This window comes from Desulfonatronovibrio hydrogenovorans DSM 9292 (assembly GCF_000686525.1).
Lineage (GTDB): Bacteria > Desulfobacterota > Desulfovibrionia > Desulfovibrionales > Desulfonatronovibrionaceae > Desulfonatronovibrio > Desulfonatronovibrio hydrogenovorans.
Map to the genome: position 1 here is coordinate 553,162 of NZ_JMKT01000008.1, position 25,510 is coordinate 578,671.

Sequence of the window (25,510 nt, forward strand, 5' to 3'; positions counted from 1 at the left end):
CGCTTCCATGCTTTCTGAAAGGAGCTTTCCATTGCTGAACGCAGTGAACAGAGTTAGAAAAATCAATCGATCCGGAAAGGTCTCCTGAATCCCAGGGCATCTCTTTTGGGTCCACCGTCATCGTCTGGTTGGTATTTTAAAGAATTTTTTCTTGCCAAAGACTGCCGGTCTGATCTTATCCATAAGAGGAGTCAGGAGACTGGCCATAAAAACAGCAAAATAAACTCCTTCGGTCCATTGGGACCAGGTCCTGAGGATAACAGTCAGGATTCCGGCAAAGATTCCAAAGGCCACCATGCCCGGTTTGGTTACCGGAGAGGAGCTGAAATCCGTGGCCAGGAAAAACGCAGCAATGAATGTCCCTCCAGCCAGGAGATGAAACATGGGAGAAGGGTACTCGTGGGGGTTCAACTGCCAGAATACCGCTGAAAAGGCAGCCACCCCGGCGAACATGGCCAAGGGTAAGTGCCAGAATATGGTCCTGGTGACAATGAGCCAGATCCCGCCGATAAGCAGAGCCAGCTTGGATGTTTCTCCAATGGGCCCGATGACGTCCAGCCCCAAAAAAAGAGTGCTCAAGGGGTAAAACTCCTCAACCATGAACAGTCCGTCATACCTCAGAATGTCCAGGGCAGGCATATCTGCAAACAGGTCCCTGTCAGGAAAGGGCCAGTCCTCCATGGCCATGGGGTATGATATTTTCAGAGCCACCCATGCAATTAAAACTCCGTTAAAGGGATTACACCCCAGTCCTCCATAAATTTCCTTGCCCAGGAAAATCATCATAAAGGTTCCAACGACAATCATCCACCAGGGCAGGGTAGGAGGCAGCAGAAGAGCCAGCAGCAGGCCTCCGGCCACGGCGCTCAAATCGGCGATGGCAATCCTTCGCTTAAACAGTCTTTGTAAAAGGACTTCCCAGGCCACTGCTGAGGTAATGGTAATGGCCAGGAGCCTTACCGCCTGCATTTCGTAAAGGTATACTCCCACCATGGTCACCGGAATCAGGGCGATGATCAGGTTGAGCATCATCCTGGATATGGAGTTTCCACTGTGGATATGGGGACTTGCTGCGGCGACCATCCGGGAAGTGTTCACAGCTTGCTCCTTTGTTTGAAGATTTCAAATTTTCCAAATTGAATCCAATGCAGCAAAGGTATGTTGGATGGACAGACATAAGTGCAGCATCCGCACTCAAAACAGGATGAAAGCTGGTACTTCTGGGCCTGGTCATATTCAGCATTTTCCACTGAGCCTGAGATCATGAATGGCATTAGTCTGGCCGGACAGACATCCACGCAAAGGCCGCATTTGATGCAGGTCCCGGGTTGGGATTGAATAATATGTTTTTTGTCCAGAATAAAGATTCCCTGCAGGTCTTTGGTCACCGGCATCATGGGATCGGCCAGGGTCTGGCCCATCATGGGACCGCCGGCAACGATCCTGGATTCGGGGTCCAGTTGGTAGGAGCAGGTTTCAAGAATCTTGTTAACAGGTGTCCCTATCTGGACCTGGACGTTTTCATCCAGCCGTCCGGAAGAATCCCGAACGGTTATGACCCGTTCCGTTGAAATGAGTCTTGAGCCCAGAGAGGCCAGGGTATCAACGGATAGCACCAGTCCGTCTATGTCCTGACTGTGCATGATGTCCCGGCAGGGAATGGTGCACATGACCTCTTTTCCCAGGACCGCCTTGACTAAAAGATAGTCAATGGCCTGGGGATATTTGTACTTGAGGGGAACCAGGATTACATCGCCCAGATTCCGGATTTGATGGTCAGATATAAGACCACCGAGTTCCTGGTCAAAAACAATAAAAACCTGTTTGATGTTCAGAAAATCCCTGACAGTTTTGATGCCAGCCAGGACGTCATGGAGTCTTTCGGTTAAGACCCTGATTCGGCTGGAAAAAAAAGGTTCAACATCCATGGCGTTGACGATAAGGCTGTCCACGTGATTGAGTTTGGCCTCATCAAGTTTGATGGGGAGGGGCACGGTGTCTTTGTCGAAATCGACCAGACCTCCCAAGAAAAGTGATCCCAAAAGGTCGTCACCATCAGCCCTTCTGGCTTTGTTTGTAGGGCCATCCTTGGCCAGGATTACCGCAGACATCCGTTTTCCTGAAAAATGAATAAAGGACTTGGTCACGTTAATGACTTTGCCCGAAACAGGAGCATGCAGACAGGCTCCGTGCTCCAGTGGGCTTTTGCCGATGAGTTCTCCTGCCTGGACCATCTGCTTCTTTTTTACCACAGGCTCACATTCAGGCCCTAGATCCTGCTTCATGGGAACTACCACCTGTTCACCAGGGGGAACCGGGATTATGGGCCTGCCGGAACCGGGTCCGGTGACTGGAAGCTTCAGCCCCCCTTTAAAACTAACCGTGTTCATAGGAGTCCTTCTTGGAAGTCATGGTTCAGTGGTTCGATAGACTTTGGTGTTCAGGGTCCAGTATGTTTATTTTTAAATCCAGAGATGATATATCCTCATTAATCATATCTCAACCAGAAACTAAAGCGTCAACGAAGAACATTTTTTCACAAACTGCCAAGCCAGTTCTGTTTCTGATTCTAGAAAAATGGAATATGCATTATTGAACTTGGAATAACTGCTGGCAAGTATAAACATGATTTCGCCAAATGGACATTATCAGTCTGTATGCGGAAGAGGATAGGCAGGAGCAGCCTGATCTGACCGGGATTTAAAAAGCTTGGCTGAAGTGCAGGGAAAAGTTCAGGTCTTGGTCCTGTTCAATCAGCATGGTCTCGAACAGTTCTGATTCCCGGGCAAGATCCAGGGCTGCGTCCCTGGTCATGACCAGCATGGCCGTTGCCAGGGCATCAGCCAGGACACAGGTTTTTGCCTTGACCGTGGCACTGACCGTACCTGTACGCACTGGATAACCTGTGTCTGGATCAATAATATGACTGAATTTTCGCCCCCCTAGTTCCAGATAGTTGCGATAGTCTCCGCTGGTGGCCACGGCCTGGTCGGTCAGTTCAAGGACATGGACCAGGTCGTCAGGCGCAGCCCCGGGTGAGGGCACACTGACCCCTATCCTCCAGGCAGACTGGTCCATCTTTTTGCCTGAGGCAAAGATGTCACCGCCTATGTCCACCAGAAATGTGTTCAGGCCCTGGTCGGTCAATAGCCTTTTGATTTCATCCACACCAAACCCCTTGGCTACCCCTGACAGATTTAACCGGGTATCAGGGTGTGTTTTTTTCAGACAACCCTGTTCGTCCATGACAATGTTGTCCAGTCCCACTCCGGACATGGCTCTGGCTATCGCTTCATGATCAGGCTCATCCAGGGGCCTGGCACTGACCCCGAATCCCCAGAGATCGATCACCGGTCCCAGGGTGGGATCAAAGGCCCCGCTGGTCAGCTCATGGACTTGGAAGGAAACCCGCATTATCTCCTGAAATTCAGGGGCAACACAGAGTGTTTGACCTGCTTTTAGAGCATTGAACTGGGATACTTGGCTGTCAGGAATGAACACCGAAAGAATCCTGTTGATTTCTCCAAATCTGGACAGAATTTTTTCTTCCAGCTCCACAACCTGTTGTTCGTTATTGCTCAAAATGGTCACCCGGAAGTAGGTGCCCATGGTCTGGCCGGACAGGACATGGTAATCATATGTATTGCCCGAGCAGGATAAAAGGCTCAGGCCCAGGCTTATCAAGCCCAAACTAATCTTTATTTTTCTGATGGTCATGGCGGGCCTTCTGAGTTCGAAGCAGGATATGAGCAACAATTTCCGGGTCAATGCGGAAAGGTGACCCTTTGCCCTGGAAAAAACCATGTCTGCGGATAAGATGGATGGACAGAGGAGTTATGTAGAAAAAACCTCCATCCATGAAGGTCACTTTGACTGGACTTTTGGCAAAGGTGCCTTCCCCGGGGAAGGGGGAAGGAATTCTTCCGCGGCACTCCAGGTAGGCAGCACTAATTCCCGGGGCTATTTCCACAGGGGCTCCCAGTTTCCTGCCTGCCTCCAGGTAGATCGATTCCAGCTTTCCGGCCAGAGTCTCCCGGTCAAGCTCGTGGCTGGCCAGAGTCCTGGCGTCAGCAGAGATGATTTCCTCAATCTCCCTTGGGTCATTGCCCAGAAATCCCGGGGCAGAAAACCTGGAAGACTCGAGACATTCAAGAGTGCTTTGTTCCTGGGGTGCTCTTTTCACTGTTCTACTCGAATTTATCAAAGTACATTTTTTCATCCTTGAGGCCCAGCCGGGAAAGTCCAGCGCAACAGGCCTCAATCAAGGCTGACGATCCGCACAAATAAGCCTCATATTCAGAGGCATCGGGAATATATCTGGGAAGTACTTCCGGAATCCTCTGTCTTTCTCCGGTCCAGCCAGAATCTTCCGGCTCCCTGGTAAGACAGGGGATGTACTTGAAATCCGGAAGTGTTTTTTCCAAAGCCCGAAGCTCGTCAGTAAAGAAAAGGTCATCAAAGGTCCGGCCACTGAAAAAATATATGGATTTTTTGGATATTTTTCTCTCCTGCATGTCACGCAGGATACTCCAGATAGGAGCCATGCCGCTTCCACCTGCAATAAACACAGCCGGAGCCTTGGTATTCTGAAGTTTGAACTCTCCATATGGGCCGCTGAAAAAGATCCGCTCTCCAGCTTCCAGGTGGTCGAAGGCCCAGGTGGTGCATATCCCTTCAGGAACCCTGCGCATGATCAGTTCGATCCGGTTCTGATCTGAGGGCAAAGAGGAAATTGAATAGGCCCTGATGACTGAATCCCGGCCCTTATAAGGGGCTGACTCCAGCTGAATATATTGACCGGCCTTAAAATCGATCTGCCCGGGTTCCTTAAGATCCAGCCCCAGTTCCATGGTATCATAGGTGAGCATTTTTTTGGAAGACGCAACTGCTTGGAATCGTTTGGCCTTGAAAAGTTCATCCGGGATTTCAACTTTGATGTCCTGTCTGACCTTGACCTGACAGGACAGCCTGACTTTATCCTTTATTTCCTGATCGCTCAGGTAAGGACTTTCAATGGGACTTACAGGGCCTCCGCCATTCAGGACTTTGACCTTGCAGTAAGCGCAGCTCCCTCGGCCACCGCAGGCAGAGGGGATGAATATTTCGTTTTCAGCTAAAGAACCCAGCAGGCTGGATCCGCCCAGGACGTCCAGTTTTTTTTGACCGTTGTTAACATCGATGGAGCATGGACCATAATTAAGGATCCATTTTTCAGCCAGGACCAGCAGCAGAGACAGAGTCAGGGTGGTGCAGGTCAGAAACAGGAGGGCAACGGCAATGGAACTTAGCATAGGCTGAGGATCTCAGATGGTTATCATTCCGGAAAAACCCACAAAGGCCAGGGACATGATTCCGATGATTATCAGGGTTATGCCTGGTCCGGCCAGACCTCTGGGCAGGGCGTTTTCATTGATTTTTTCCCTGATGCCACCGATGATCATGATGGCCAGAAACCATCCGAATCCGCTTCCAGCACCAAAGGCCAGGGCCTGGGAAAAGGTATAAGGCTGACCGAGCATGAACAGGGAAACTCCCAGAATGGCGCAGTTGACGGTTATCAGGGGCAGAAATATGCCCAGGGAGTTATAAAGAACCAGGGACACCCGCTCAATGATCATTTCCACCAGCTGGACAAAAGAGGCAATGACCACAATAAAGGTGATGAGTCTCAGGTATTCCAGATCCAGAGGGATGAGAAGGTAGTTGTAAACAAGATAATTGATGCCCGAAGTACAGGTGGTAACAAAGATCACTGCAGCCCCAAGTCCCATACTGGTGTCCACTTTTTTGGACACTCCAAGGACCGAGCACATTCCCAGAAACCTGGCCAGAAGAATGTTGTTGGTAAAGGCGGCCGACAGAAAGATCAGCAAGAGGGCAGTGAAAAATCCGCTTTCCAGTGTTGTTTCCATTTAATTATCCTTGTCCAGTCTGGCCCTGGCCATCCAGGTCAGGATCCCCAGCATGAAAAAGGCCCCTGGCGGCATGACCATAATGGTCCACTGATACCACCAGATATCCCTTCCCGGCAGATCAACACCCAGGATGGTTCCAAAACCAAGGGGCTCTCTTACCAGGGCAATGGCGATCAAGACCAGTGAATAGCCCAGTCCAGCAGCCAGGCCATCCAGAAATGAGGGCCAGGGGCGATTCTGGGAAGCAAAGGCCTCTGCCCGGCCCATGATGATGCAGTTAGTTATGATCAGACCTACGTATGGACCGATAAACCTGTGAATGTCAGGATTGGTGGCTTTGATGGCCACATCCACCATCATGACGTATCCGGCTATGATCAAAACCTGGGTGATCATTCTGACCCTTTTGGGAATATGGTTGCGAAGCACGGAAACAGTCACGTTGGACATGATGGTGGTGAAGATGACACCCACACACATGAACAGGGTATTGGCCAGAAGGTTGGTCACGGCCAGGGCTGAACATATTCCCAGAACCTGGCGGTAGACGGCGTTTTCTGAAAACACGCCCTGGACAAGTATATTTTTGGGGGTGTCTGCCATAATCAATCCAGAAAACCGGTTTCACGGGTCAGCCGTTTAAATCCATCCAATTCCCTGTTCAAGGACTCCATCAGAGCCGTTGAGGTCTGGGTGGCTCCTGTAATGGCATCCACCTGGTTGACAGGATCGGGATCCGGCGAAGGGCCGATGATGATTCTCTGATGAAGGGGTTTGTCCCAAGCAATCCTTAATCCCTGGAATTCCGCTTTGAACCATTCCTCTTCAATCCTGGCACCCAGCCCAGGTGTTTCATGCTGTTCAAGGAACTCAAGGGTCCTGATGTGCTCAAGGTCCTTATCCAGAACCAGAATTCCGGTGATCACGTCCCAGACTCCCCGGCCCTGAAACTTGAAGCCAATCAGATGCTGTTCTTCATCTCTGGGGATATAAACCGTCCATTCCCTGTTTTCCAAAGACTGGGTTTGCACGTTCAGGCCGGACTCCACCGCTTGGATATAGTCTGAAGCAGCCGGGCCGGAAACTTCCAAAGAAAAGGCCTTAGCAAGTACCCGGTTGTGGTGCAGGAGTTCATTCTCTGCCAGCATGTCCTTGGTCAGGTGGTGAACCAGGGATACTCCGGTCCCGAAGACCAGAGTCAGGGTGGTGATAAAAAAGACCGTATATGACGTGCTGTTTTTATTCATACTTTTTCCCGGTTTGCCCTGATTCTCTTCATCCACATATCAAGGGACGGAGCCAGCATGTTGCCCAGGAGTATTGAAAAGGCCACAGCTCCGGTAAAGATCCCCTTGTATCTCAAAAGAACGATCATGGCTCCGATGAACAGTCCATAAATCCACTGGGTCCGAGGACTCTTGGGTGCGGTGACCGGCTCAGTGACCATGAAGACCGCGGCAAAGAGAAGCCCGCCGGAAAGGATTACAAAAAGGGGATCAGGTACGGTATCGACTCCGGCCACGTGCTTCAAGAGCAGGGCAGTGAATAGGGCTCCCAGAATGGGTGAGAGCATGAGTCTTGGCTGGGCTGCTCTGGTGTACAAAAGCCAGGCACCTCCCAGGAGAATGGCCAGGGCGCTTACTTCGCCCATGGAACCAGCCCCCAGGACAATGGGATGGCCTTCTACCTGGATCAGACCGGAAATGTTTCCCAAAAAAAGAGCCCCAAGATCAGTGAATTGTCCATAGGTTTTGGCTGCGAACATGGGGGTGGCGGAAGTCAGGGCGTCCAGCCCGGCCCTGAGCAGGTAACCGGGCTGTTCCTGGGAGGAAATCATGCTCCATTGAGCAAACCCTCCGGGAAAGCCGGAAAATGAAGGCACGAATTTTGATGTCATATCCACTGGAAAGCAGATCCAGACAAAGGCCCGGCCCACAATGGCCGGGTTGAAAACGTTTTTTCCGAACCCGCCAAAGACCTCTTTGCCGAAAAGGATGCCTACAACAATGCCTACTGCAGCAATCCAGAAAGGTACAGTGGGTGGAAGGATCAGACAGTAGATCAGGGCTGTGACAAGACAGGCCTGAGTTACTTTGGCCTTTCTTCTGGAGGCAGTGATCCATTCGGTGATCAAGGCGAAGATTATGCATATCAGGACCAGAGCCAGGACCCTGAGACCGAAAAAGTATACAGCGCAGATAGTTGGAGGGATCAGGGCCACAAGAACCTTCTGCATGGGTTTTTGTTTCTGGAAACCTGGCTTGATCATGTTAATCCGAAAGAGTTGTAAAATGTTACAGAACAGCCTGGTTCAGGTAGAGCAGAACCGGGTTCTTCAGTCTATCTATGGATCTTATCCTTTTCCCACCGGTCCTTGTCAAGGAGTGATAAATAGCTGACACAGGACAATGGGCAACGGGTCAGACAAATTTCCGGTCCAGGAGAAGATGGGTGAAATACCCGAAAACCGAAGCAAGATAAAAGGGCAAGAGGTTTTTCCAGGGGACCTCGTAAAAAACTATGGGAATTATGAATATGGCCATGGGGATGAGAAACATGGCCCACCATGTGTGAATCCAGCCCCTGTGTCTGGCCACCACCGGTAAAAGGGCGCAAAAACCCAGCACTGCCGCCCATTTGTAGTGTCCTAGAATCATCAGAGTTAAATTGATAATTGCCAGCAGGGAGTAAAACAGTTTCTGGCCTATGGAATCCGTGTCCACATCTGGAAATAAAGCTCCCAAAACTACAAAACCCATCAGCAGCACTGCTGTTCCGGGATCAGGTCCGTACCATCCCAGCCAGTTGGCTGCGGCCAGAGTACCGGCCCCCATGAGCAGAGCTCCTGCAGCGTGTCCCTTGTACCCGGGCATGTTCTGCCTCCTGCGTGAATCAGTAACGCCTCCAACAAGAGGCTGCGGATGCTGGTGTAAACCGGCAAAGTTCCATTTTTTTTGACTTGTTAAAAGATGCAGTGTAAAAATAAATATGCTTATGTCAACTGCTTAGTTCAAGGTTGATTAAATTTCACGGGGAAGAACCATGGACGACCAGATACCAGTGATTGACGTGTCAATGAAATGCCTGGACAAAAAAAGGTCCTTCCGGGTCCAGAAGAGAATGCACGAAAAGATAGACGACTATGCTGAATATGATTTTACCTCCATTCAGAGCAGCGCCCTAAATGTCTTTTTCGATCTTTCCCAGGAGTTTGATTCCTTTGAAGACCTTCTTTCCATAATTGTGCTCATTCCCAAGGTCTTTTTTGATCTTGAATGCAGCCTGTATCTGCTCCGGGAGGGCCAGGCCGACAAGGTGGCCACCTGCTTTGATGCATGCCCATTGCCAAACCGCGATCCGGACAGCCTGGTTTTTTTTTCTACCCCCAAGCTGAGGGACAACTCCCTGTATCTTCCCATTAAAGGCAATAAACAGCTGATTGACCAAATCCCCTTTAATCCTCCCCATGGTCTTATGGGCGTACTGGAGATAATGCCAGCCCAGGACCTTTCCAGACATGAAAGGCTTTTTTTTGAAAAGTTTGCCAACAGGGTTGGTTTTCAGCTGCACATGCGGATGATCAGTAAAAAGAACCGTGAGCATCTGCAGTTTATCAAAACTCTGGTCAAGGACATTGGGCATAACGTCATTGTTCCTAATATGTTTTTCAAGCTGTTTTATCGCAGACTGGAAGCCAATATAAAAGCCCTGGGAGAGTTGAAAAATGAGTTGCAGGCAGCTTATGCCCTTAATGAAGATCAGCAGATAATGGCCAAAATGGAGTACATCCACAATGGACTTCAAGAGCATTATGCTGAAATCTATAGACACTATGAACAGACCAGCCTTTTTCTGGAGACACTGCTCAGGAGAAGTCATTTTGAGCAGGGTAAATATGTGCTGGAAAGAAAGGCCTGCAATTTTAAAAGCCAGATTATTGACCCCCAGGTCCAGAGGTACAGCCATGAGTTCAAGGAAAAGGGGATTGAGATCGCCCTGGCAGGAGTGCCAGACCAGGAAATTGAAGTGGTGGCTGATCCGGGACTCATCAGCCAAGTTTATGCCAACCTGTTTTCCAATGCAGCAAAGTATACCAGGGAAGTTGATGATTTTGCCGGCAACAGGGTAAAGTTCATTTCTTACGGATGGGAGCACAAGCCTGATTACTTCGGGCCTGACAGACACGGCATAAAATTGAATGTTTTCAGCACAGGGTCCCATATTCAGCCTGAAGACAGGGAAGGCCTGTTCCGGGAAGGATTTCGAGCTGGAAATATTGGAAAAGAACAGGGGACCGGTCACGGCCTTTTTTTTATCAGGGAAATCGTTGAACTGCACGGGGGAGTGGTGGGATATGAACCTACTCCTTTGGGCAATAATTTTTACTTTGTCCTGCCCCTGACTGGTCAGGCCTGATGATTAAGAAGCCTGGATCTGGAATTGAACTGTTCAGCTGCACTCCCCCGAGCAATTTGCATGATATTGAGCAATCCTGATCCCGACTGGTTCGGATGTTGGTTCCGATGAAAATCAAGCAAAAAATGTTTCTGCCCCTTCTGGCTCTGATTCTGATCCTGGCGGTCCTTGGGCTGTTCATGGCAGACAGACAGGCCAGCAGACTTAAAGAATCCTTTATTACCAAGCTTGGCTGGGAAAAGCAGCAAAAGGTGTATCAGTTCATGGACACTGTAGCCATGAAAAACATGGAACAGGCTGCTGTCTTTGCCATGCTTCCCCAGGTTATGACCGCCTATGAAAAGGCACTGTCCGGTAATATTGACGATCCCTTAGATCCCATGGTCCAGGAGGCCAGAGAGGATATAAGGGCGGCCCTGGGCGGACATCTTCTGGGCCAGTCCCTGGTTCATGGTTCCGGGGAGGTGCTGAGACTGCATTTTCACCTTCCCAATGGATACAGCTTTGTCAGAATGTGGCGGGAAAAAAATGTTTTTCAGGATGGATCCTACCTGGATATGTCCGAAGATCTCAGACAGTTTCGGGATACCATAAACTGGGTCATGGATAAAAGGGAGCCGATCTACGGTTTTGAAGCTGGAAGAGGAGGTCCTGCCCTTCGAGGTGTCCTGCCCATCCATTCGCCGGCAGGAAAGTATCTGGGCTCGGTGGAAGTTCTCTCTGATTTCAATTCTCTCTGGGAATTACTCGATCTCAAGGAGGGACACCGGCTTCATCTATTTATGGGCCGGGACCTGGCAGGTGTAATTCAGGAGTGGAATGACGGACAGACAGGGATTGATTGGGAGCAGGACTATGTCCTGGTGGCCGGACAGGATCACAGGTGGGCAGCATCCATCACTGGTCAGGATCTGGATAGGGGCATCCAGGATTTATATGTTCGGATTCAGGGGAGAGAGGCTCTTGCGGCTTTCCCGCTGCCCGATTTCAGTGGGCAGGATATGGGCGTGGTGGTCCTAATGATGGACATTACTCAGGAACAGGCTGTGCTGAATACCCAGCGTGTCGTTCTCTGGGCGTTTCTGGCTTCCGTTATGGTGATGTTCTTTTTTTTCAGCAGACATTTTCTGCAACGAAGCGTTCTTGATCCCATCAGCCGGATGAGGACCCAGATGCGGGCCATTCAGGCTGGAAGCAATGATCCCGGAGCAAGGCTCAAGGAATCGGGAAGTGACGAGATTGCTGATCTGGCCAGAGACTTTAATGGGCTTATTGACAGCTTCTACCAGGTTATGAACATGAACAGGATAGTTCTTAACGCCATTCCTGATCCGGTCTTTGTGGTTGGGCCTGACTTCAAGTTCATCCAGGGAAACCATGCAACCAAGAATCTGGCCGGGATCAGGGAAACCAGGGACCTTCAGAAACTGACCTGCAGCGAAGTGTTCAAGGCCGACTGTTGTGACAGCGATTTATGCCCGGTGGAAATCCTGAAAAGAGGCCAGAGGGTTGATCCAGACAAGATCATCCGCTGGGAGCGTGAGGACGGCCAAGCAATCTATATAAGGCCAGTGGCCAGAAAGCTGAAGGATCGCAGTGGTAATGTGGTGGGTTACCTGGAGCTGGCTCAGGACGTCACCAGGCATGTGCTCAGGGAGAAGGACCTGGAGCAGAAAAATCGTCTCCTGGAAGAGCTTAATGAGCGCCTTGAAGATACTATGCGCAAGTACATGGTTGCGGCAGCCGCATCTGAAATCGCCAACAGGACCAAGAGTGAATTTCTGGCCAATATGAGCCATGAAATCAGAACTCCCATGAACGGGATAATGGGCATGACTGAGCTGGCCCTGAACACTGAACTCACCCCGGAGCAGCGTGAATACCTGTCCATAACCAAGACCTCGGCGGAATCTCTGCTCAGCCTGATTGATGATATTCTTGACTTTTCAAAAATTGAGGCCGGCAGGCTGGATATTGACCACGTCAGTTTCAAGCTCAGGGATACTGTTGATGACTCCATCAGGACCCTGGCTGTTCAAGCCCATGCCAAGGGACTGGATCTGAATGTGAGGATTCAGCCATCCTTGGAAGACATGTACCTTGGAGATCCGGACAGATTGAGACAGATCCTGATCAATCTGGTGTCCAATGCCATAAAATTCACTCAAAAAGGTGAAGTAGAGATTAAAGTTCAGGAAGCCCGGGAAAGAAAGGGCCAGATGGATCTGCCTCAAGGCCATGGGCCAGCAAAGCTGATCCATTTCACGGTTTCTGATTCTGGAATGGGCATTGCTCATGAAGATCAAAAAAGGATATTTGAAACCTTTGTGCAGCTGGATGGGAGTTCCACCCGCAAGCAGGGCGGGACAGGACTCGGACTGGCAATCTGCAAAAATCTGATTTCCTTGATGAATGGAACGATCTGGGTTGAAAGTGAGCCTGACAGTGGAAGCAGTTTTCATTTTGTCCTTCCCCTTGAGCCGGCCAAGGATCTTCCCTTAAGCAATATATTTGGAGACATTTCCCAGCTAAAGGGAGTCAGGGTTCTGGTTGTAGATGATAATGCCACCAACAGGAAGATACTAGAGGAAATCCTGAGCTACTGGGGAATGGATCCTGTATCAGCTGAAAACGGGGCGCAGGCTCTGGATACCCTTGAAAGGGAAGAAAAGGAAAACAGTGGGCCGGGATTCGGCCTGATGATTCTGGATATTCATATGCCGGGCATGGATGGCTTTGAAGTCCTGGAAAGAATGACCAGGGCAGGCCTGGCCAGGGAAACCCAGGTGATTGTTCTGACATCTGGAGCAGGGAAAAGGGATACTGCCAGACTAAAGGGTGTTGATGTCTTCAGCTTCATGATGAAACCCGTGAAACAGTCGGAACTTTTGTCGACCATTATCAATGCCTTGAACATAAACACTCAACAGGATCATGACCTGAATCTGGAGCAGGAGGATATGCTCCTGCCAGTACCTTCAGAGTTGAATATCCTTCTGGCCGAGGACAATGAAATCAATCAGAAGCTGGCTGTTCACCTTCTGAAAAGGCGCGGACACAATGTTGTGGCGGTGTCCAACGGCAGGGATGTCTTGCAGGTGCTTGATGAGAAAAGTTTTGACCTGATCCTTATGGATGTACAGATGCCGGAAATGGACGGCCTGGAAGCAGCCAGAAGAATACGCAAAACCGAGAACAGGACCGGCAGACGGATTCCCATAATTGCAGTTACTGCTCATGCCTTGAAAGGGGATCGGGACCGCTGCCTTGAGGCTGGTATGGACAGTTATGTTCAGAAGCCCATGCGTGAGGAAGAGTTGTTCAGGGAAATAGCCAGAGTGCTCAATGAAATGGCCAGGGTTTCTCCAGCCCGGTCTGAAAAAGAGGACCTGACTGGCCCGGTTAATTTAGAAGCTGCTTTGGCCAGGATCGGAAATGATGTTCAGCTGATGGCCGAACTAGGAAGGAATTTTCTGCAAACCTGCCCAGGCTATGTTCAGGAATTGGAGAAGGCTTTTGAGAACGCAGACCATGAAAAACTTGCTTTGAACGCCCATACCCTCAAAGGAATGCTGGGGGTTTTTGCTGCTGAAACAGCTTTAGGTACAGCCAGGAAACTGGAATTAATGGGCAGGAACACAGACATGGACGGAGCGCAGGCTCTTCTGGTTAGGCTCAGAGAGGAGATCAAGGCTGTGGAAACCGTTATCAGGGATTTTATCAGAGATCCCCAGGGGTGACAGAGGAAAGGCAGTCCCGGTCAGAATGATCCAGACCAGGACTGCCCTGGAATCAGACTGTTTTTTTTACAAACTCGTCGATTTTCATGGCCGGGAGGCTCAAGAGCTGGACAGAACCCCTTGAACCCAGCTCCACGGACATTTTCAGGATGGTCTCGTTGTCCGGAGCTTGAACAATGTTTACAAAATCATATTGACCAAGTACGGCAAACTGCTCCAGGACCTTGACTCCCATCTGTTCAAGCTCCTTGTTCACCTCCATGATCCGGCCGGGATTTTTTTTCAGGGTCTTTCGGCCTTCATCCGTGAGTTTGCTGAGAATCACGTAATGTGCCATGGCTCCCTCCTAAAAGCTTAAGGGTTATCAGAAGTTACTGCTATGATAACCTGGCAGAAGGTTAATGGCAAGGAAAAAGGAAAATTCAGATGGTCTGCCGGGACTGTCTGATTAGGTCCATCAGCTGGCGGGCAGCCTTTTCAGGAGAAGGTGCGCTGCATACTGCAGATACCAGAGCTACTCCATCCACTCCTGTTGCCATAACTTCCTTAATATTTTCAGGCTTGATTCCGCCGATAGTGATAAGGGGTTTTGAGGTCATTTTTCTGGCCTTTTCAAGGCCTTTTAAACCAAAGGGTGCTGAAGTATCGGTTTTGGTCGGGGTTGGGAACACCGGACTCATGCTGAAATAATCCACAAGGTCACTGGACTGGCTAAGCTGGTCAAAGGAGTTGATGGAGATTCCCAGGATTTTGTCCGGTCCCATGATCTCCCTGACCCTTGGAAAGGGCATATCACTCTGGCCAACATGTACTCCGTCGGCATCAGCTGCAAGGGCCACGTCAACCCGATCATTTATGATCAGGGGGATATTTTTTGGGGCCAGGTTTTTTCTCATGGCCACGGCCAGTTCATAAAAAGCTTTGGCCGAGGTATTCTTTTCCCTGATCTGGACAATGGTCACCCCTCCTTGCACTGCCTCCAGGACCACATCCATAATTTTTCGCCCAAGGCAGAGGGCCTGGTCTGTGACCAAATATAATGAGTAATCAACTTGTCTGGTCATGATTTAAATATAGGGCATCAAGCCATACCAGGCAAGCATAAATAGCAGCGTAAGCTGGTTTTAGCCGACAGACTTAAAAAATGAACCAGTCAATCCTCTTCTGACCCTGACAGGCCCGGAAGCAATTCCATTTCACAGTCTGGTCAGACCATGAATGGCCAGAGGGGGCAAGTGCCGCCAGGGTACCTCTTCACATAAAAAGCGCACCCGGAAATCCGGGTGCGCCAAATCAGTTCCGGTCACTGACCAGGATCATAATTCCCGGGTTCTGGCTATTACGGTACGCATGAATGCAGGCAGGTCATCCGGAGTCCGGCTGGTGATTAGGTTGCCGTCAACCACAACCTCTTCATCCACCCATTGCGCTCCAGCGTGGATCAGGTCGTCTTTTATGGCAAAGAAGGAAGTCATTTTTTTGCCTTTTAATATTCCGGCTGAGGCAGGCAACCAGCCAGCATGGCAAATGGCTGCGATGATTTTGCCCTGCCCGTACATTTCACGGACCAGATCGACCATGGCCCTGTGTCTGCGCATGTGATCCGGTGCATAGCCGCCTGGAATGACCATGACCGAGAAAGCTTGGGGATCGGCCTGAGCAGCAGACAGGTTTGAGCTGGCTTGAGTTCCTTCTTTACCCGGGTATTTTTTATCGGCTTCAGGACCGACAACATAAGTTTCAGCTCCGGATTCCAATAGACGGTAGTATGGATAAATGAATTCATAATCGTTGTACATCTGCTCCACAAGGATCATGGCTTTTTTTCCTTTGAGTTCCATATGAACCTCCTTTTTAAAACAGATGGTATCAGCCCTTGGCTTTTTAAGCAAGGCACCCCCATTTTTGGAATAAAAAAAGGGACGGTGGAACCGTCCCTTGATAGATGCTTGAAAAACCTATGCCAGGATAATCACCAGATAACTAGAATGAACACCAGCACAGTAACCAGAATGGTCAGGAACATGGATGAAGACAGGGGCTGCCGGTCCAGATTTTCATCGTAATCCCTGGATGGATACTTGAAGGTCCTCAGGACCTGAACCGGATGTCTGGCCAGTCTTGATACGTTATGGGCAAGATCAAAGGCTTTGACTTCACAGACCTCGTATATTCTGTTGATACCGCCAACAAAAACCAGTCTGGCTCCCGGAGCAGCCTTGCGGTAGAACCAGTCCACGTCCAGGGAGATCTTGTTTTTGGGGGTCAGTTTGGCCCTGACCATCCAGAAGGCCAGGAAGGTCATGATTAGTATTTGTATTACCTCCACCAGGTGTGGAATGGTGAAGGGATTGTAATCCATAACATAGGGAAGTTCCACATACAAAGCCTTGGGAAATATCCCGTAGAATATGCACAAAAAGGAGGTGACGGCCATGGCCACCATCATGCCTTTGGGAACAGGCTTGACCGTATGTTCTTTTTTGGGAGTGTGGAACCAGGTATAGTAGGGAAGCTTGATGCCAACAGAAAGAAATGTACCCACAGAGGCCAGAATAAGAAGCATTTTGGCCAGATAAAGATGACTCTGACCAGCTGCTTCAACAATAATGGCCTTGCTGATGAAGCCGTTGAACAAAGGCGCTCCGGAAATTGACAGGGCGGCAACCATATAAAATATCAGGACCCATTTCATTCGGGAGGCTAGCGCACCTAATTCGTGAAGTTTGGTGGTGCCTACACTGTAAAGGACTGCTCCGGTGCCCATGAAAAGCAAAGCCTTGTAGAGAATATGGCTGAAGGCATGGGCTGTGGTCCCGTTTATGGCCAGTTCAGTACCTATGCCCACTCCAGCCACCATGTATCCCACCTGACTCATAATGTGGTAGGCCAGGATCTCACGAATGTCATTGGCCAGAAAAGCAAAAGTGACTCCGTAAAGGGTCATGGTCACCCCAAGGACAAGCAGAATGGGCCAGCCTGGAAAGAGTGAGGCCAGGACATACACCGCGGTTTTAGTGGTAAAGGCGCTTAAAAAGACCGATCCGGTGACAGTTGCTTTTGGGTAACTGTCAGGCAGCCAGGCATGCAGGGGAAACACGGCTGCATTAAGGCCAACACCAGCCAGAATGAACCAGGCGGCCATGGATTCACCTGGTGCAAAATCCGTCAGCAGGATAGAACCTGAAGAGTGGATTTGCATGATGATCCCGGCCAGAAGGAGACTGCCCCCAAAGAGATGCATGAGCAGATATCTCATTCCAGCCTTGTCTGAGGCAACAGTTCGTCTGGCCCAGATAAGATAGGTCGAGCCAATAGCCATGAGTTCCCAGAACACGAACAGGGTGAAAAAATCACCGCAAAAGGTCACGCCCAGGGCACCGCCGGCATATATCAGTGCAGCTGCCTGCTGACCGGTTTCCTTCATGTGCATGGAATAAATTCCGCCCAGAAATGCAATAAGGGCGAAAATGATCCCAAAGACACGGCTGAGCTGGGTTATCTTGAAAATGATAAACTCATACCCGAAAATATTCAGGGTTTTTTCCGTGCCCACTGGCGTGGTCAGGATGATGGCCAGGGCCAGGAAAGGAAAAAGGATGAACGCTTTGGGCCTAATATCCCTGGGAAGAAAGGGCAGAATTATCAGTCCAAGCCACATGACCAGGACAGGAGGCAGCTCAAACATCAGTCTCCTCCTTGTAGTAATCAGGTTTGTGGCTTACCATGACATGTCCCAGAAGCTTGGCAACAAACATCAAAAGCAGACATCCCACAAATCCGAAGATGGCAAAAAATCCCAGAATTCTTTCCCACCAGTAATATGGATCAGTCAGGATCTGGGCAACAAGGGTCATGACCAGAACAGCGATCAGGGTTATCCAGTGAATGGTCTTCATATGCCTCTACCGGTTAGTATCACTTGAGGATTAATATTCATAACACTTTGAGTTATTCCCTGGGCCAGGTCGAACATGTTGAAGAACAGGTTGGGATACAGACCAAGGGCCAGGGACAGGAAAGCAACTATGCAGATGGGGATGACCATCATCAGGGAAGCTTCACCGTGTTTTTCCAGGTCTTTTCCGCCCGGCCTGAAGAATGCCCGGTGGATAATGGGGAAAAAGTAGGCTGCGTTTAACAGTCCGCTGGTAATAAATATGAACAAAATGATTATCTTGTCCGCTTCCAGGGAGCCCATGCACAGGAACCACTTGCTGATAAAGCCGTTTATGGGAGGGACTCCTGCCAATCCCAGAGCTCCAATGGTAAAGGCACCCATGGTCCAGGGCATGACCTTGCCTATGCCGTCCAGCTGAGAAATTTCAGTCTTGTGCAGATTGACGTATATTGCCCCGGCACAGAAAAAGAGGGTGATCTTCATGGTGGCGTGGTTGGCCAGGTGCAATAGTCCGCCAGTAAAGGCTTCTGGTGATATTAAGGCCAGACCCAGGACAATATAGGACAGATGCCCCACTGTTGAATAGGCCAGCCGGGCTTTGAGGTTGTCCTGCTTCATGGCAATGATGGAGGCCAGAAGAATGGTTCCGCCGGCAAAGATGGCCAGAATTAGATCCAATCCGAAAATCTGCATATTTTCAGGTCCCATGGTGTAGCCGACCACTCTGACCACACCAAAAACACCTGACTTAACAACAGCTACAGCATGGAGCAGAGCACTGACAGGCGTAGGAGCGACCATGGCTGCAGGCAGCCAGCTGTGCAGAGGCATGATGCCCGCCTTGACCCCGACTCCGGCTATGAACAGAATAAATATGGTCTTGGCCACCCACGGGTCATTAATCAGCCCGTCCAAGAGGCCTCCAGGTTTGAAATCAAGGGTGCCGGCCAGCATATAGGTCCAGCCTATGGCGGCAATAAGCACCAGGCCGGCGGTCAGAGCGTAAGTCAGGTACTGCCGACCAGAGCGGATTGCCTCCTTGTTTTCCTTATGGATGACCAAAGGATAGGTGGCAATGGAGAGGATTTCGTAAAAAATCAAGAAAGTTAAAAGGTTGGCTGAGAAAGCTATGCCTATGGTGGCTGAAAGGCAGACAGCAAAGCTGGCAAAGTACCTTGTCTGCTTTTTTTCATTGCTGCCGCGGACATAACCTATGGAGTAGAAGCAGGTTAAGATCCAGAGGCCTGATGCAATGAGGGCGAAGAAAATGCCTACAGGATCAGCTTTGAGTTCCAGGGCTATGCCTGGTGAAATTTCAATGATGGTGAACTGGGCAACTTTGCCGGCAAAGGCGTCAGGCAAAAGGGAAAGAACCAGAGGAAATTTGATGAAGGCTGCAGCCAGGGTCCAGAATTCCCTAAGGTTGGGCTTTTTGGAAGACAACAGAATCAGGGGGACCGCTGCCAAAGATACGATTACCGCCAGAAACGGGATTGATGATGTATAAACTTCAGGGCTCATGGTTCCTGCTATAATCCTATGGGTATCATAAATTCAATGAAGTTGGACACGATCCAGACGTTAAATACTCCCAGCACAAGGAGGGAAACCGCCAGCAGCATAACAGGGCCGAGCATGGACCAGGGGGCCTCTTTGCGACCCCAGGTGGGGGACTCAGCCTGTTCCTGGGCCTTGATCATTTCCTCGCTCTGGGGCCTGATGTACATTTTCTCTATGATCCGGAAGAAATATACTGCATTCAGCAGACTGCTCACCAGGAGAACCACCAGGAAAATCCAGGCTCCCTGTTCTATGCTGCCCAAAGCCAGATACCACTTGCTGAAGAAACCGGCAGTGGGGGGCAGGCCGATCATGGAGATGGCTGCCACCACAAAGGCCACTGCTGTCCAGGGCATAGTGATGCGCAGGGAATCTTCAAACTTAGGAATCCAGGAATGGCCCAGACGAAAACGCAGACAGCCACTGATGAGAAACAGACAGGCCTTCATGCAGGCATGATTGAGGATGTGCAGGACCGCCCCGATAAAGCCAAGGGGAGAAGCCAGGCCGATCCCTATTCCAATGTAGCCCACCTGGGCAACCGAGCTGTAGGCCAGCATGGTTTTCAATTCCTTCTGGCAGATGGCCAGGATGGAACCCCAGATGACTCCGATGGCACCAAGGTAGCCGACAATCTGAGCCAGGGGAAGTTCACCGGCGGAATAACCTGGCTCAAACACATCGAACATGATGCGCAAAAGGACATAAGCTGAGACCTTGGTTCCAATGGGAGCGATCAGGGCAGTTGCTGCTGATGAGGCGTAGGAATACGCATCCGGCATCCAGGCATGCATGGGAAACAGAGCCATTTTCAAACCAGTTCCCAGGACAATCAGGCTTAAGCCGATCATGACCGGCACAGTGTGGTCTACTAGGTGAATGACCGAGGCTACGTCGGCCATATTCAGAGTGCCGGTACTGATGAAAATGAATGAAACACCCAGGAGGTAAAAAGCAGCACCGGCCGTACCCAGGGTCAGATATTTGAAGGCCGCCACCGGAGCCCTTTTGTCGCCGATGGCCACAAGGGCGTAACCAGCCAGGGCGCTGATCTCCAGGAAAACATAAAGGTTGAAGAAATCTCCGGTCATGACCATACCGGTCAGGCCCATCAGCAGGAGCATGGCCAGGGCGTAAAAAGGCATCTCCTTGTCCGGAGTTTCGAATTTTACGATTTTTCTTGAGAAGAATAAAACCACAGTGGTCACTGCTGTGATCACCAGGCAGATGAAAGCGGATAATGGATCAAGAACATACTCGATTCCAATGGGTGGAACCCAGCCCGAAAGGTGGTAGCTCACTGCTCCGTGTTCAATGGTGTGCATGAGGCCGGATGCAGAATACCAGGCAGCCAGCAGAGATGCCAGGAGAGCGGGATAAATGGAAAGAGACCGCTTCCAGAGGCCCACCATGGGGACCGCCAGGGCAGCAAACATGAAAACTGCCGGTATGAGGACAGGAATATTTGAAGTGTTCATTTCATCCGCTTCAGTATGGTTGGTTCGTCAAGGGATTTGAAGTTTCTGTAAATGGATACGACCAGGGCAAATGAGACTCCCAGGGTGACTACAGCCACAACAATGGCTGTAAGCATCAGGGTGTGGGGCAGCGGGTTTATGTACAGATCCGGGTTGTCCACCGGGATGGACTTGTCCATGATGGGAACTGTCCCGCCATGTTTATAGGCAGCTACAATCCAGACCATGATGGTTGCGCTCTGCACCATGGACATGCCCATGATCTTTTTCATGAAGTTTTTTTTCATCATCATGGCATAAAGTCCGATGACAAAGAGAAGCATCAAAAAGAAATAAGCGTAATGACCTTGAATTAATTCCAACATATTATCAGGACCCCAATAAGTCGTCATAGATTGATATCAGCGCAGTCATGACAGCCATGGTTACACCGACTTCAATAAAGAGGATGGCGTAGTAGCGCAGGTCTGCAGCCTCAAATCCCGGCACAGGAAGATAAGCGTAGTCCATGAAATTGCCGCCAAACATCAGAGCCACAAGTCCGGTGCCGGCAAAAATCAGGGCACCAATGGCGCACAGGAGGATGGTCTTTCTGGAGGGCAGCTGAAGCTGACTGTTATCAAATCCAATGGACATCCTGAGCAGAAGTACCCCTGCTGCCAGCAGCACTCCCCCCTGGAATCCACCACCAGGTCCATAGTGTCCATGGAAAAAAACATAGATCCCGATGAGTTGGATCACCGGAGCCAGTCCTCTGGCCGCAACTTCGATTATCGGGCTTTCAGTCTGGGATTTCATGGTCTTCTCCTTAAGACGAAAAAGCAGCCGATGGCTCCAGCAAAGACAACGATAACCTCACCCAGAGTATCAAAGGCCCGGTAGTCGGCCAGGACTACGGCCACGATGTTGGGTGTGTGGGTGTCCTTGTAGGCCTGTTCAATGTAATGAGCCCCAGCAACAGGAGTACCGGCCGGATTGATTTTCTGCTGGACCGGAGCCCCGATGTCTCCCCGGGGGGGCAGTTCAGCCACGGCCACGAACAGAAAACCTGCCATGACCAATAGTATGAGGTATTGTAACGGCTTCAATCGCAACTCTTCCTTGATGTTTTGAATATGGCTACAACGTTGAATATCCCTACCACTCCAGCTCCGACCACAGCTTCGGTAAAGCCCACGTCCAGGGCGCCCATGGAGATCATTATCAGGGCGGCCATGAAGCTGAAAATGGTCAGGGTGACCACTGCGGCCAGAAGGTTTCTGATGCCCAGGGCAACCAGAGCGGCAACAATCAGGATGATGAAAAGGAGAAATTCTATCTGCCACTGCATGATTATTCTCCTCCTTTTTCCCTAGTCCAGGGCTTGACTCCAAAGACCAGGGCCCGTCTGGCCAGAGCATGGGCTGCCACAGGGCTGGTCATGGCAACAAAAACAGCGATGAGCAGAAGCTTCAAGCTGATGAGGTTGAACCCTTCAAAAAACATCAGGCCCAGGATGAAGAGCATTATGCCCAGGGTATCGACTTTTCCAGAGGCATGAGCTCTGGTGTAGAAATCAGGGAACCTGTTTACACCAATGCTTCCCACCAGCATGAAAAACGCTCCGAGAAGAACAAAGACTATGGCAAAAAAGTTGGCTATTGTTTCCATGAATTAATGCCTTTTGGATGCCTTGAAATATTTGGCCATGGCAATGGCACCGACAAAGTTGAGGATTGCATAGCCTAGGGCTATGTCAACAAACATGTCCAGACGATCATAAACCAAGCCGAAAAGAAGAACCAGGGTTATGGTCTTGGCTCCAACTGCTGCGGCCCCGAGCAGCCGGTCAAAAACAGTGGGCCCTTTATATACTCGGTAGAACGGAATGAGTAGCACCAAGGCCAAAATAGCGGCTATGACAACAAAAAAATCATGCATGACTATTTGCGCTCTCTTATTTGAATTTGATCTTTAGCCTCGCGAAATGACTTGAGGATGGCAATATCGGTGCACATCTGCTCTGGGGTGCAGTGGTCCAGGTAAAGTCTTCCCACCCTGGCTTCCATGTCGCCGCTGACCAGTTCCTCTTCAGTGTCATCAATAAGGGCGTGAACTGTAAAAAAATCATCTCTGATGTCCACGGTCAGGGTACCGGGGGTCAGGGTAATTGAGTTACCCAGGATGACCTTGGCCAGGGGATTAGGCAGACTGCTTCTGAATCTGACAATCATGGGATTGATGGGCATTCTGGGATGCAGGGTCAGGTAGGCTACAAAGGTTCCAGACTTGACGATCTGAATGACCAGCCAGAAAAGGTAAAGAATCAGACGGTGAACAATTATACAGCTTCCAGAAAGACAGTCTCCGTTGCTCATGGGGATGTGCCTGACCCGGTAGTTAAGCCAGACAACAAGAGCTACAGAAAGGGCTCCGTATATGATATGCTCAAGGTCGAAATGCCCGCTCAGGATGAGCCATAAGGCCATGAGGAGGAAGGCCTGAAAGATAATGCCCCTGAATCGTTTGAAAAAGCCTGACTGTACCTGTTCCGCAGTTGTTGGTTGAGACATGTTTTCAATTCCGGAAGTTAGAATTAATGTACAAGGCAACGATAGTCTGAGGCTTTTAGTTTTATTTGCCTGAGCTGTCAAGAAAAAAACTTAAATATGTTTCATATCAGGCCGTTAGGCCGGCATTGACTGGTTCTGAATGAAACAGAATGGCACATTTCTGTCTGTTTGGTTTGCCTGATGATCTGGGTGAAGGATTATTGACGCTTAGTAATAAAAGGAATAATCTATGCAGATGCTTTTTGGATTGAGGCTGCTGGTCACTCAACCCTAACCACGCCCTGAGAGTTTTTTCATGATGGTTATTTTGGGCAGGAGTTTGTTTTTTCTTGCGTTTGGCATTGTGCTCTTTTCCTTCCCGGTCCAGGCAATGCAAAGCCCTCCCAGCTGGACTAAGGAAGAGACATGCCGTTCCATATCCGGCAGGCTGGCCAGTGTCGGATTAAGGGACTGCCTTGAAGGTGGCTTGATTAGTTCCGGGTGGCATTCGGTCAACAACGTCCCGATTCTTGTCAAGGAATATCCCCCTCTGGAAACCAGGCAGCCTCAGAGCCGCGTCCTGGTAGTAGGCGGCACTCACGGGGATGAGTACTCATCCATAAGTATAGTTTTTAAGTGGATGCAGATCCTGGATATCCACCATTCCGGTCTTTTTCACTGGATATTCATTCCTCTGCTCAATCCCGACGGCCTGTTTTCGGATGGCGCCACCCGGACCAATGCCTCAGGCGTTGACATAAACAGGAATTTCCCTGGTCCGCTTTGGCGTGAGGTTGGATATGACCGGTGGAAGACCTACACCAATGAAAACCCTAGGTACTATCCTGGGCCGTATCCCATGAGCGAGCCCGAGACTGGATTTTTGGTCCACCTGATTCGTGAATTCCGGCCTGACGCAATCATATCCGTCCATTCTCCCCTTGATCTGGTCGATTATGATGGACCAGGCAGGCCCCCTTCATCCATTGGCGGACTGGGTCTCCGGCGGCTGGGCAACTTTCCTGGAACCCTTGGTAATTTTGCCGGGATTCAGCTGGGTATTCCAGTAGTAACCCTTGAGCTGGCCTCGTCGGTGAGGATGCCCGGAGATGGTGAAATATCCTCCATGTGGAGGGATCTGGTCCGGTGGCTGATCAACAATACCCCGGTCCGCAAGGACCCCGGACAGCTCCAGGCTGTCGACGATCTTGAACTCCAAAAAGAATTTTTTGGAAAATAGTCTGATTTCCCTGCCCCGCATCCTTAAAGCCTAGTCTCCATGCTCAGCCCTGTTTTTTCAGGGTTGTCTTTGGACATCCTTGTGATTATGGATAGATCATAATGGATATTCCCCTGAAAATAAGTGGATAAATACAGCCTGTTCAGATATCTTCTAGATACCAGGTGGATTTTAAACCCCCTACCCTTAGGAGTTGGTCATGAATACCGATAATTTTAAAAAATGGGTATGTACGGCAATAGAGATGGAAGAAAAGGGCCGGAAGTTTTACGCAGAAGCAGCAAAACAGTGTGTTCCGGGGCTTGGAAAAGATATTTTTTCCATGCTCAGGGATGACGAAGTCAGGCATGTTCAGCGGATCAGGGAGATTGAAAAGGCCCTGAGCAGTGGAGATGATCCGGAAGAAGCCTGTGTCCTGCCGGACCAGCCCATGGATGCCGGAAAAGTTTTTAAAGAGATGGCAGCCAGGTCGGAAACTTCCAAAGCCTGTGCCGGGACTCTCAAAGCCTTGAATACAGGGATTGATTTTGAGCTGGCTCTGGTTAAGTTTTACGAAGATGCCCTTGAAAGGGCTCAGGGAGAAATTGAAAAAGAATTTTTGAAGAAGATGATCCAGGAGGAAAAGAGTCACTATATCCTTTTAACTGATCTGAACTACTATTATGAGGACCCTGAAGGCTGGTCCATGGGACAGGACAGGGCAGGGCTGGATGGTGCATAAGTCCGGAG

28 protein-coding genes are annotated in these 25,510 nt (G+C 50.0%); 4 read left to right on the forward strand and 24 right to left on the reverse strand.

Going from position 1 to position 25,510, the window contains the following annotated elements; all coding sequences use genetic code 11:
* Nucleotides 1-117: 117 nt before the first annotated feature.
* From P771_RS0104065 to P771_RS0104110, 10 genes are all read right to left on the reverse strand, one after another.
* Nucleotides 118-1,098, reverse strand: coding sequence for an RnfABCDGE type electron transport complex subunit D (locus P771_RS0104065; protein WP_028574132.1), 981 nt, complete (start codon nucleotides 1,096-1,098; stop codon nucleotides 118-120).
* Nucleotides 1,095-2,390, reverse strand: a complete 1,296-nt coding sequence (locus tag P771_RS0104070) for an RnfABCDGE type electron transport complex subunit C (protein WP_028574133.1) — start codon at nucleotides 2,388-2,390, stop codon at nucleotides 1,095-1,097. Before P771_RS0104070 ends, P771_RS0104065 begins: the two co-directional genes overlap by 4 nt.
* Nucleotides 2,391-2,700: 310 nt before the next feature.
* Entirely contained in the window at nucleotides 2,701-3,717 is a 1,017-nt protein-coding gene (locus P771_RS16385; protein ID WP_051617095.1) for an FAD:protein FMN transferase, read from the reverse strand.
* On the reverse strand, nucleotides 3,692-4,183 hold the full coding sequence (locus P771_RS16390) for a hypothetical protein (RefSeq protein ID WP_051617096.1): 492 nt from the start codon (nucleotides 4,181-4,183) through the stop codon (nucleotides 3,692-3,694). The genes P771_RS16385 and P771_RS16390 overlap by 26 nt, the downstream gene beginning before the upstream one ends.
* 4 nt (nucleotides 4,184-4,187) lie before the next feature.
* The gene (locus P771_RS0104085; protein WP_028574134.1) at nucleotides 4,188-5,291 is read right to left on the reverse strand and encodes an NADH:ubiquinone reductase (Na(+)-transporting) subunit F; all 1,104 of its coding nucleotides are present in this window, start codon (nucleotides 5,289-5,291) and stop codon (nucleotides 4,188-4,190) included.
* Between the two features lie 12 nt (nucleotides 5,292-5,303).
* Nucleotides 5,304-5,912, reverse strand: a complete 609-nt coding sequence (locus P771_RS0104090; protein ID WP_051617097.1) for an electron transport complex protein RnfA — start codon at nucleotides 5,910-5,912, stop codon at nucleotides 5,304-5,306.
* Entirely contained in the window at nucleotides 5,913-6,518 is a 606-nt protein-coding gene (locus P771_RS0104095) for an Rnf-Nqr domain containing protein (protein ID WP_028574136.1), read from the reverse strand. It lies immediately after the preceding gene.
* Nucleotides 6,519-6,520: 2 nt separating this feature from the next.
* Nucleotides 6,521-7,162, reverse strand: a complete 642-nt coding sequence (locus P771_RS18180) for an FMN-binding protein (protein ID WP_051617098.1) — start codon at nucleotides 7,160-7,162, stop codon at nucleotides 6,521-6,523.
* Nucleotides 7,159-8,184, reverse strand: a complete 1,026-nt coding sequence (locus P771_RS0104105; protein WP_028574137.1) for an RnfABCDGE type electron transport complex subunit D — start codon at nucleotides 8,182-8,184, stop codon at nucleotides 7,159-7,161. Before P771_RS0104105 ends, P771_RS18180 begins: the two co-directional genes overlap by 4 nt.
* Nucleotides 8,185-8,335: 151 nt before the next feature.
* Nucleotides 8,336-8,788, reverse strand: coding sequence for a metal-dependent hydrolase (locus P771_RS0104110; RefSeq protein ID WP_028574138.1), 453 nt, complete (start codon nucleotides 8,786-8,788; stop codon nucleotides 8,336-8,338).
* Between the two features lie 169 nt (nucleotides 8,789-8,957).
* Here P771_RS0104110 and P771_RS0104115 point away from each other — a divergent pair, with 169 nt between their 5' ends.
* A complete protein-coding gene (locus tag P771_RS0104115; RefSeq protein WP_028574139.1) occupies nucleotides 8,958-10,331 on the forward strand; it encodes a sensor histidine kinase in 1,374 nt (457 codons plus the stop codon).
* Nucleotides 10,332-10,438: 107 nt separating this feature from the next.
* Nucleotides 10,439-14,071, forward strand: a complete 3,633-nt coding sequence (locus P771_RS18185) for a response regulator (RefSeq protein WP_051617099.1) — start codon at nucleotides 10,439-10,441, stop codon at nucleotides 14,069-14,071.
* 52 nt (nucleotides 14,072-14,123) lie between these two features.
* Here the strand turns inward: P771_RS18185 and P771_RS0104125 are convergent, their stop codons facing one another.
* From P771_RS0104125 to P771_RS16410, 14 genes are all read right to left on the reverse strand, one after another.
* The gene (locus tag P771_RS0104125; RefSeq protein WP_028574140.1) at nucleotides 14,124-14,408 is read right to left on the reverse strand and encodes a GYD domain-containing protein; all 285 of its coding nucleotides are present in this window, start codon (nucleotides 14,406-14,408) and stop codon (nucleotides 14,124-14,126) included.
* Nucleotides 14,409-14,493: 85 nt separating this feature from the next.
* Nucleotides 14,494-15,135 carry a thiamine phosphate synthase gene (gene thiE / locus P771_RS0104130; RefSeq protein ID WP_028574141.1) on the reverse strand — a complete coding sequence of 214 codons (642 nt, stop codon included), beginning with the start codon at nucleotides 15,133-15,135 and terminating at the stop codon, nucleotides 14,494-14,496.
* Nucleotides 15,136-15,387: 252 nt separating this feature from the next.
* Nucleotides 15,388-15,912, reverse strand: a complete 525-nt coding sequence (locus tag P771_RS0104135) for a type 1 glutamine amidotransferase domain-containing protein (RefSeq protein ID WP_028574142.1) — start codon at nucleotides 15,910-15,912, stop codon at nucleotides 15,388-15,390.
* 131 nt (nucleotides 15,913-16,043) lie between these two features.
* On the reverse strand, nucleotides 16,044-17,759 hold the full coding sequence (locus tag P771_RS0104140) for a Na(+)/H(+) antiporter subunit D (RefSeq protein ID WP_028574143.1): 1,716 nt from the start codon (nucleotides 17,757-17,759) through the stop codon (nucleotides 16,044-16,046).
* Nucleotides 17,752-17,970 carry a hypothetical protein gene (locus tag P771_RS16405; protein WP_035243863.1) on the reverse strand — a complete coding sequence of 73 codons (219 nt, stop codon included), beginning with the start codon at nucleotides 17,968-17,970 and terminating at the stop codon, nucleotides 17,752-17,754. The genes P771_RS0104140 and P771_RS16405 overlap by 8 nt, the downstream gene beginning before the upstream one ends.
* The gene (locus tag P771_RS0104150) at nucleotides 17,967-19,493 is read right to left on the reverse strand and encodes a monovalent cation/H+ antiporter subunit D family protein (RefSeq protein WP_028574144.1); all 1,527 of its coding nucleotides are present in this window, start codon (nucleotides 19,491-19,493) and stop codon (nucleotides 17,967-17,969) included. Before P771_RS0104150 ends, P771_RS16405 begins: the two co-directional genes overlap by 4 nt.
* An 8-nt stretch (nucleotides 19,494-19,501) precedes the next feature.
* Nucleotides 19,502-21,010, reverse strand: a complete 1,509-nt coding sequence (locus P771_RS0104155) for a proton-conducting transporter transmembrane domain-containing protein (protein ID WP_028574145.1) — start codon at nucleotides 21,008-21,010, stop codon at nucleotides 19,502-19,504.
* On the reverse strand, nucleotides 21,007-21,375 hold the full coding sequence (locus tag P771_RS0104160) for a cation:proton antiporter subunit C (protein WP_028574146.1): 369 nt from the start codon (nucleotides 21,373-21,375) through the stop codon (nucleotides 21,007-21,009). Before P771_RS0104160 ends, P771_RS0104155 begins: the two co-directional genes overlap by 4 nt.
* 4 nt (nucleotides 21,376-21,379) lie before the next feature.
* On the reverse strand, nucleotides 21,380-21,808 hold the full coding sequence (locus tag P771_RS0104165) for an MnhB domain-containing protein (protein ID WP_028574147.1): 429 nt from the start codon (nucleotides 21,806-21,808) through the stop codon (nucleotides 21,380-21,382).
* The gene (mbhE, locus tag P771_RS0104170) at nucleotides 21,805-22,098 is read right to left on the reverse strand and encodes a hydrogen gas-evolving membrane-bound hydrogenase subunit E (RefSeq protein ID WP_028574148.1); all 294 of its coding nucleotides are present in this window, start codon (nucleotides 22,096-22,098) and stop codon (nucleotides 21,805-21,807) included. Before mbhE ends, P771_RS0104165 begins: the two co-directional genes overlap by 4 nt.
* Entirely contained in the window at nucleotides 22,095-22,340 is a 246-nt protein-coding gene (locus tag P771_RS0104175) for a Na(+)/H(+) antiporter subunit B (protein WP_028574149.1), read from the reverse strand. Before P771_RS0104175 ends, mbhE begins: the two co-directional genes overlap by 4 nt.
* A 2-nt stretch (nucleotides 22,341-22,342) precedes the next feature.
* Entirely contained in the window at nucleotides 22,343-22,660 is a 318-nt protein-coding gene (gene mnhG, locus P771_RS0104180) for a monovalent cation/H(+) antiporter subunit G (RefSeq protein ID WP_028574150.1), read from the reverse strand.
* 3 nt (nucleotides 22,661-22,663) lie between these two features.
* Nucleotides 22,664-22,930 (reverse strand): MrpF/PhaF family protein, encoded by a 267-nt coding sequence (locus P771_RS0104185; RefSeq protein ID WP_028574151.1) that lies wholly within the window; start codon nucleotides 22,928-22,930, stop codon nucleotides 22,664-22,666.
* A gap of 2 nt (nucleotides 22,931-22,932) precedes the next feature.
* A complete protein-coding gene (locus P771_RS16410; protein ID WP_051617101.1) occupies nucleotides 22,933-23,562 on the reverse strand; it encodes a Na+/H+ antiporter subunit E in 630 nt (209 codons plus the stop codon).
* 295 nt (nucleotides 23,563-23,857) lie between these two features.
* Between P771_RS16410 and P771_RS16415 the strand changes: the two genes are divergently transcribed.
* Together P771_RS16415 and P771_RS0104200 are read left to right on the forward strand one after the other, a co-directional pair.
* Entirely contained in the window at nucleotides 23,858-24,781 is a 924-nt protein-coding gene (locus P771_RS16415; protein ID WP_035243865.1) for a M14 family murein peptide amidase A, read from the forward strand.
* 199 nt (nucleotides 24,782-24,980) lie between these two features.
* Complete coding sequence (locus P771_RS0104200; protein WP_028574152.1) at nucleotides 24,981-25,502, forward strand: ferritin-like domain-containing protein; 522 nt, start codon at nucleotides 24,981-24,983, stop codon at nucleotides 25,500-25,502.
* The last annotated feature ends 8 nt before the right edge of the window (nucleotides 25,503-25,510 follow it).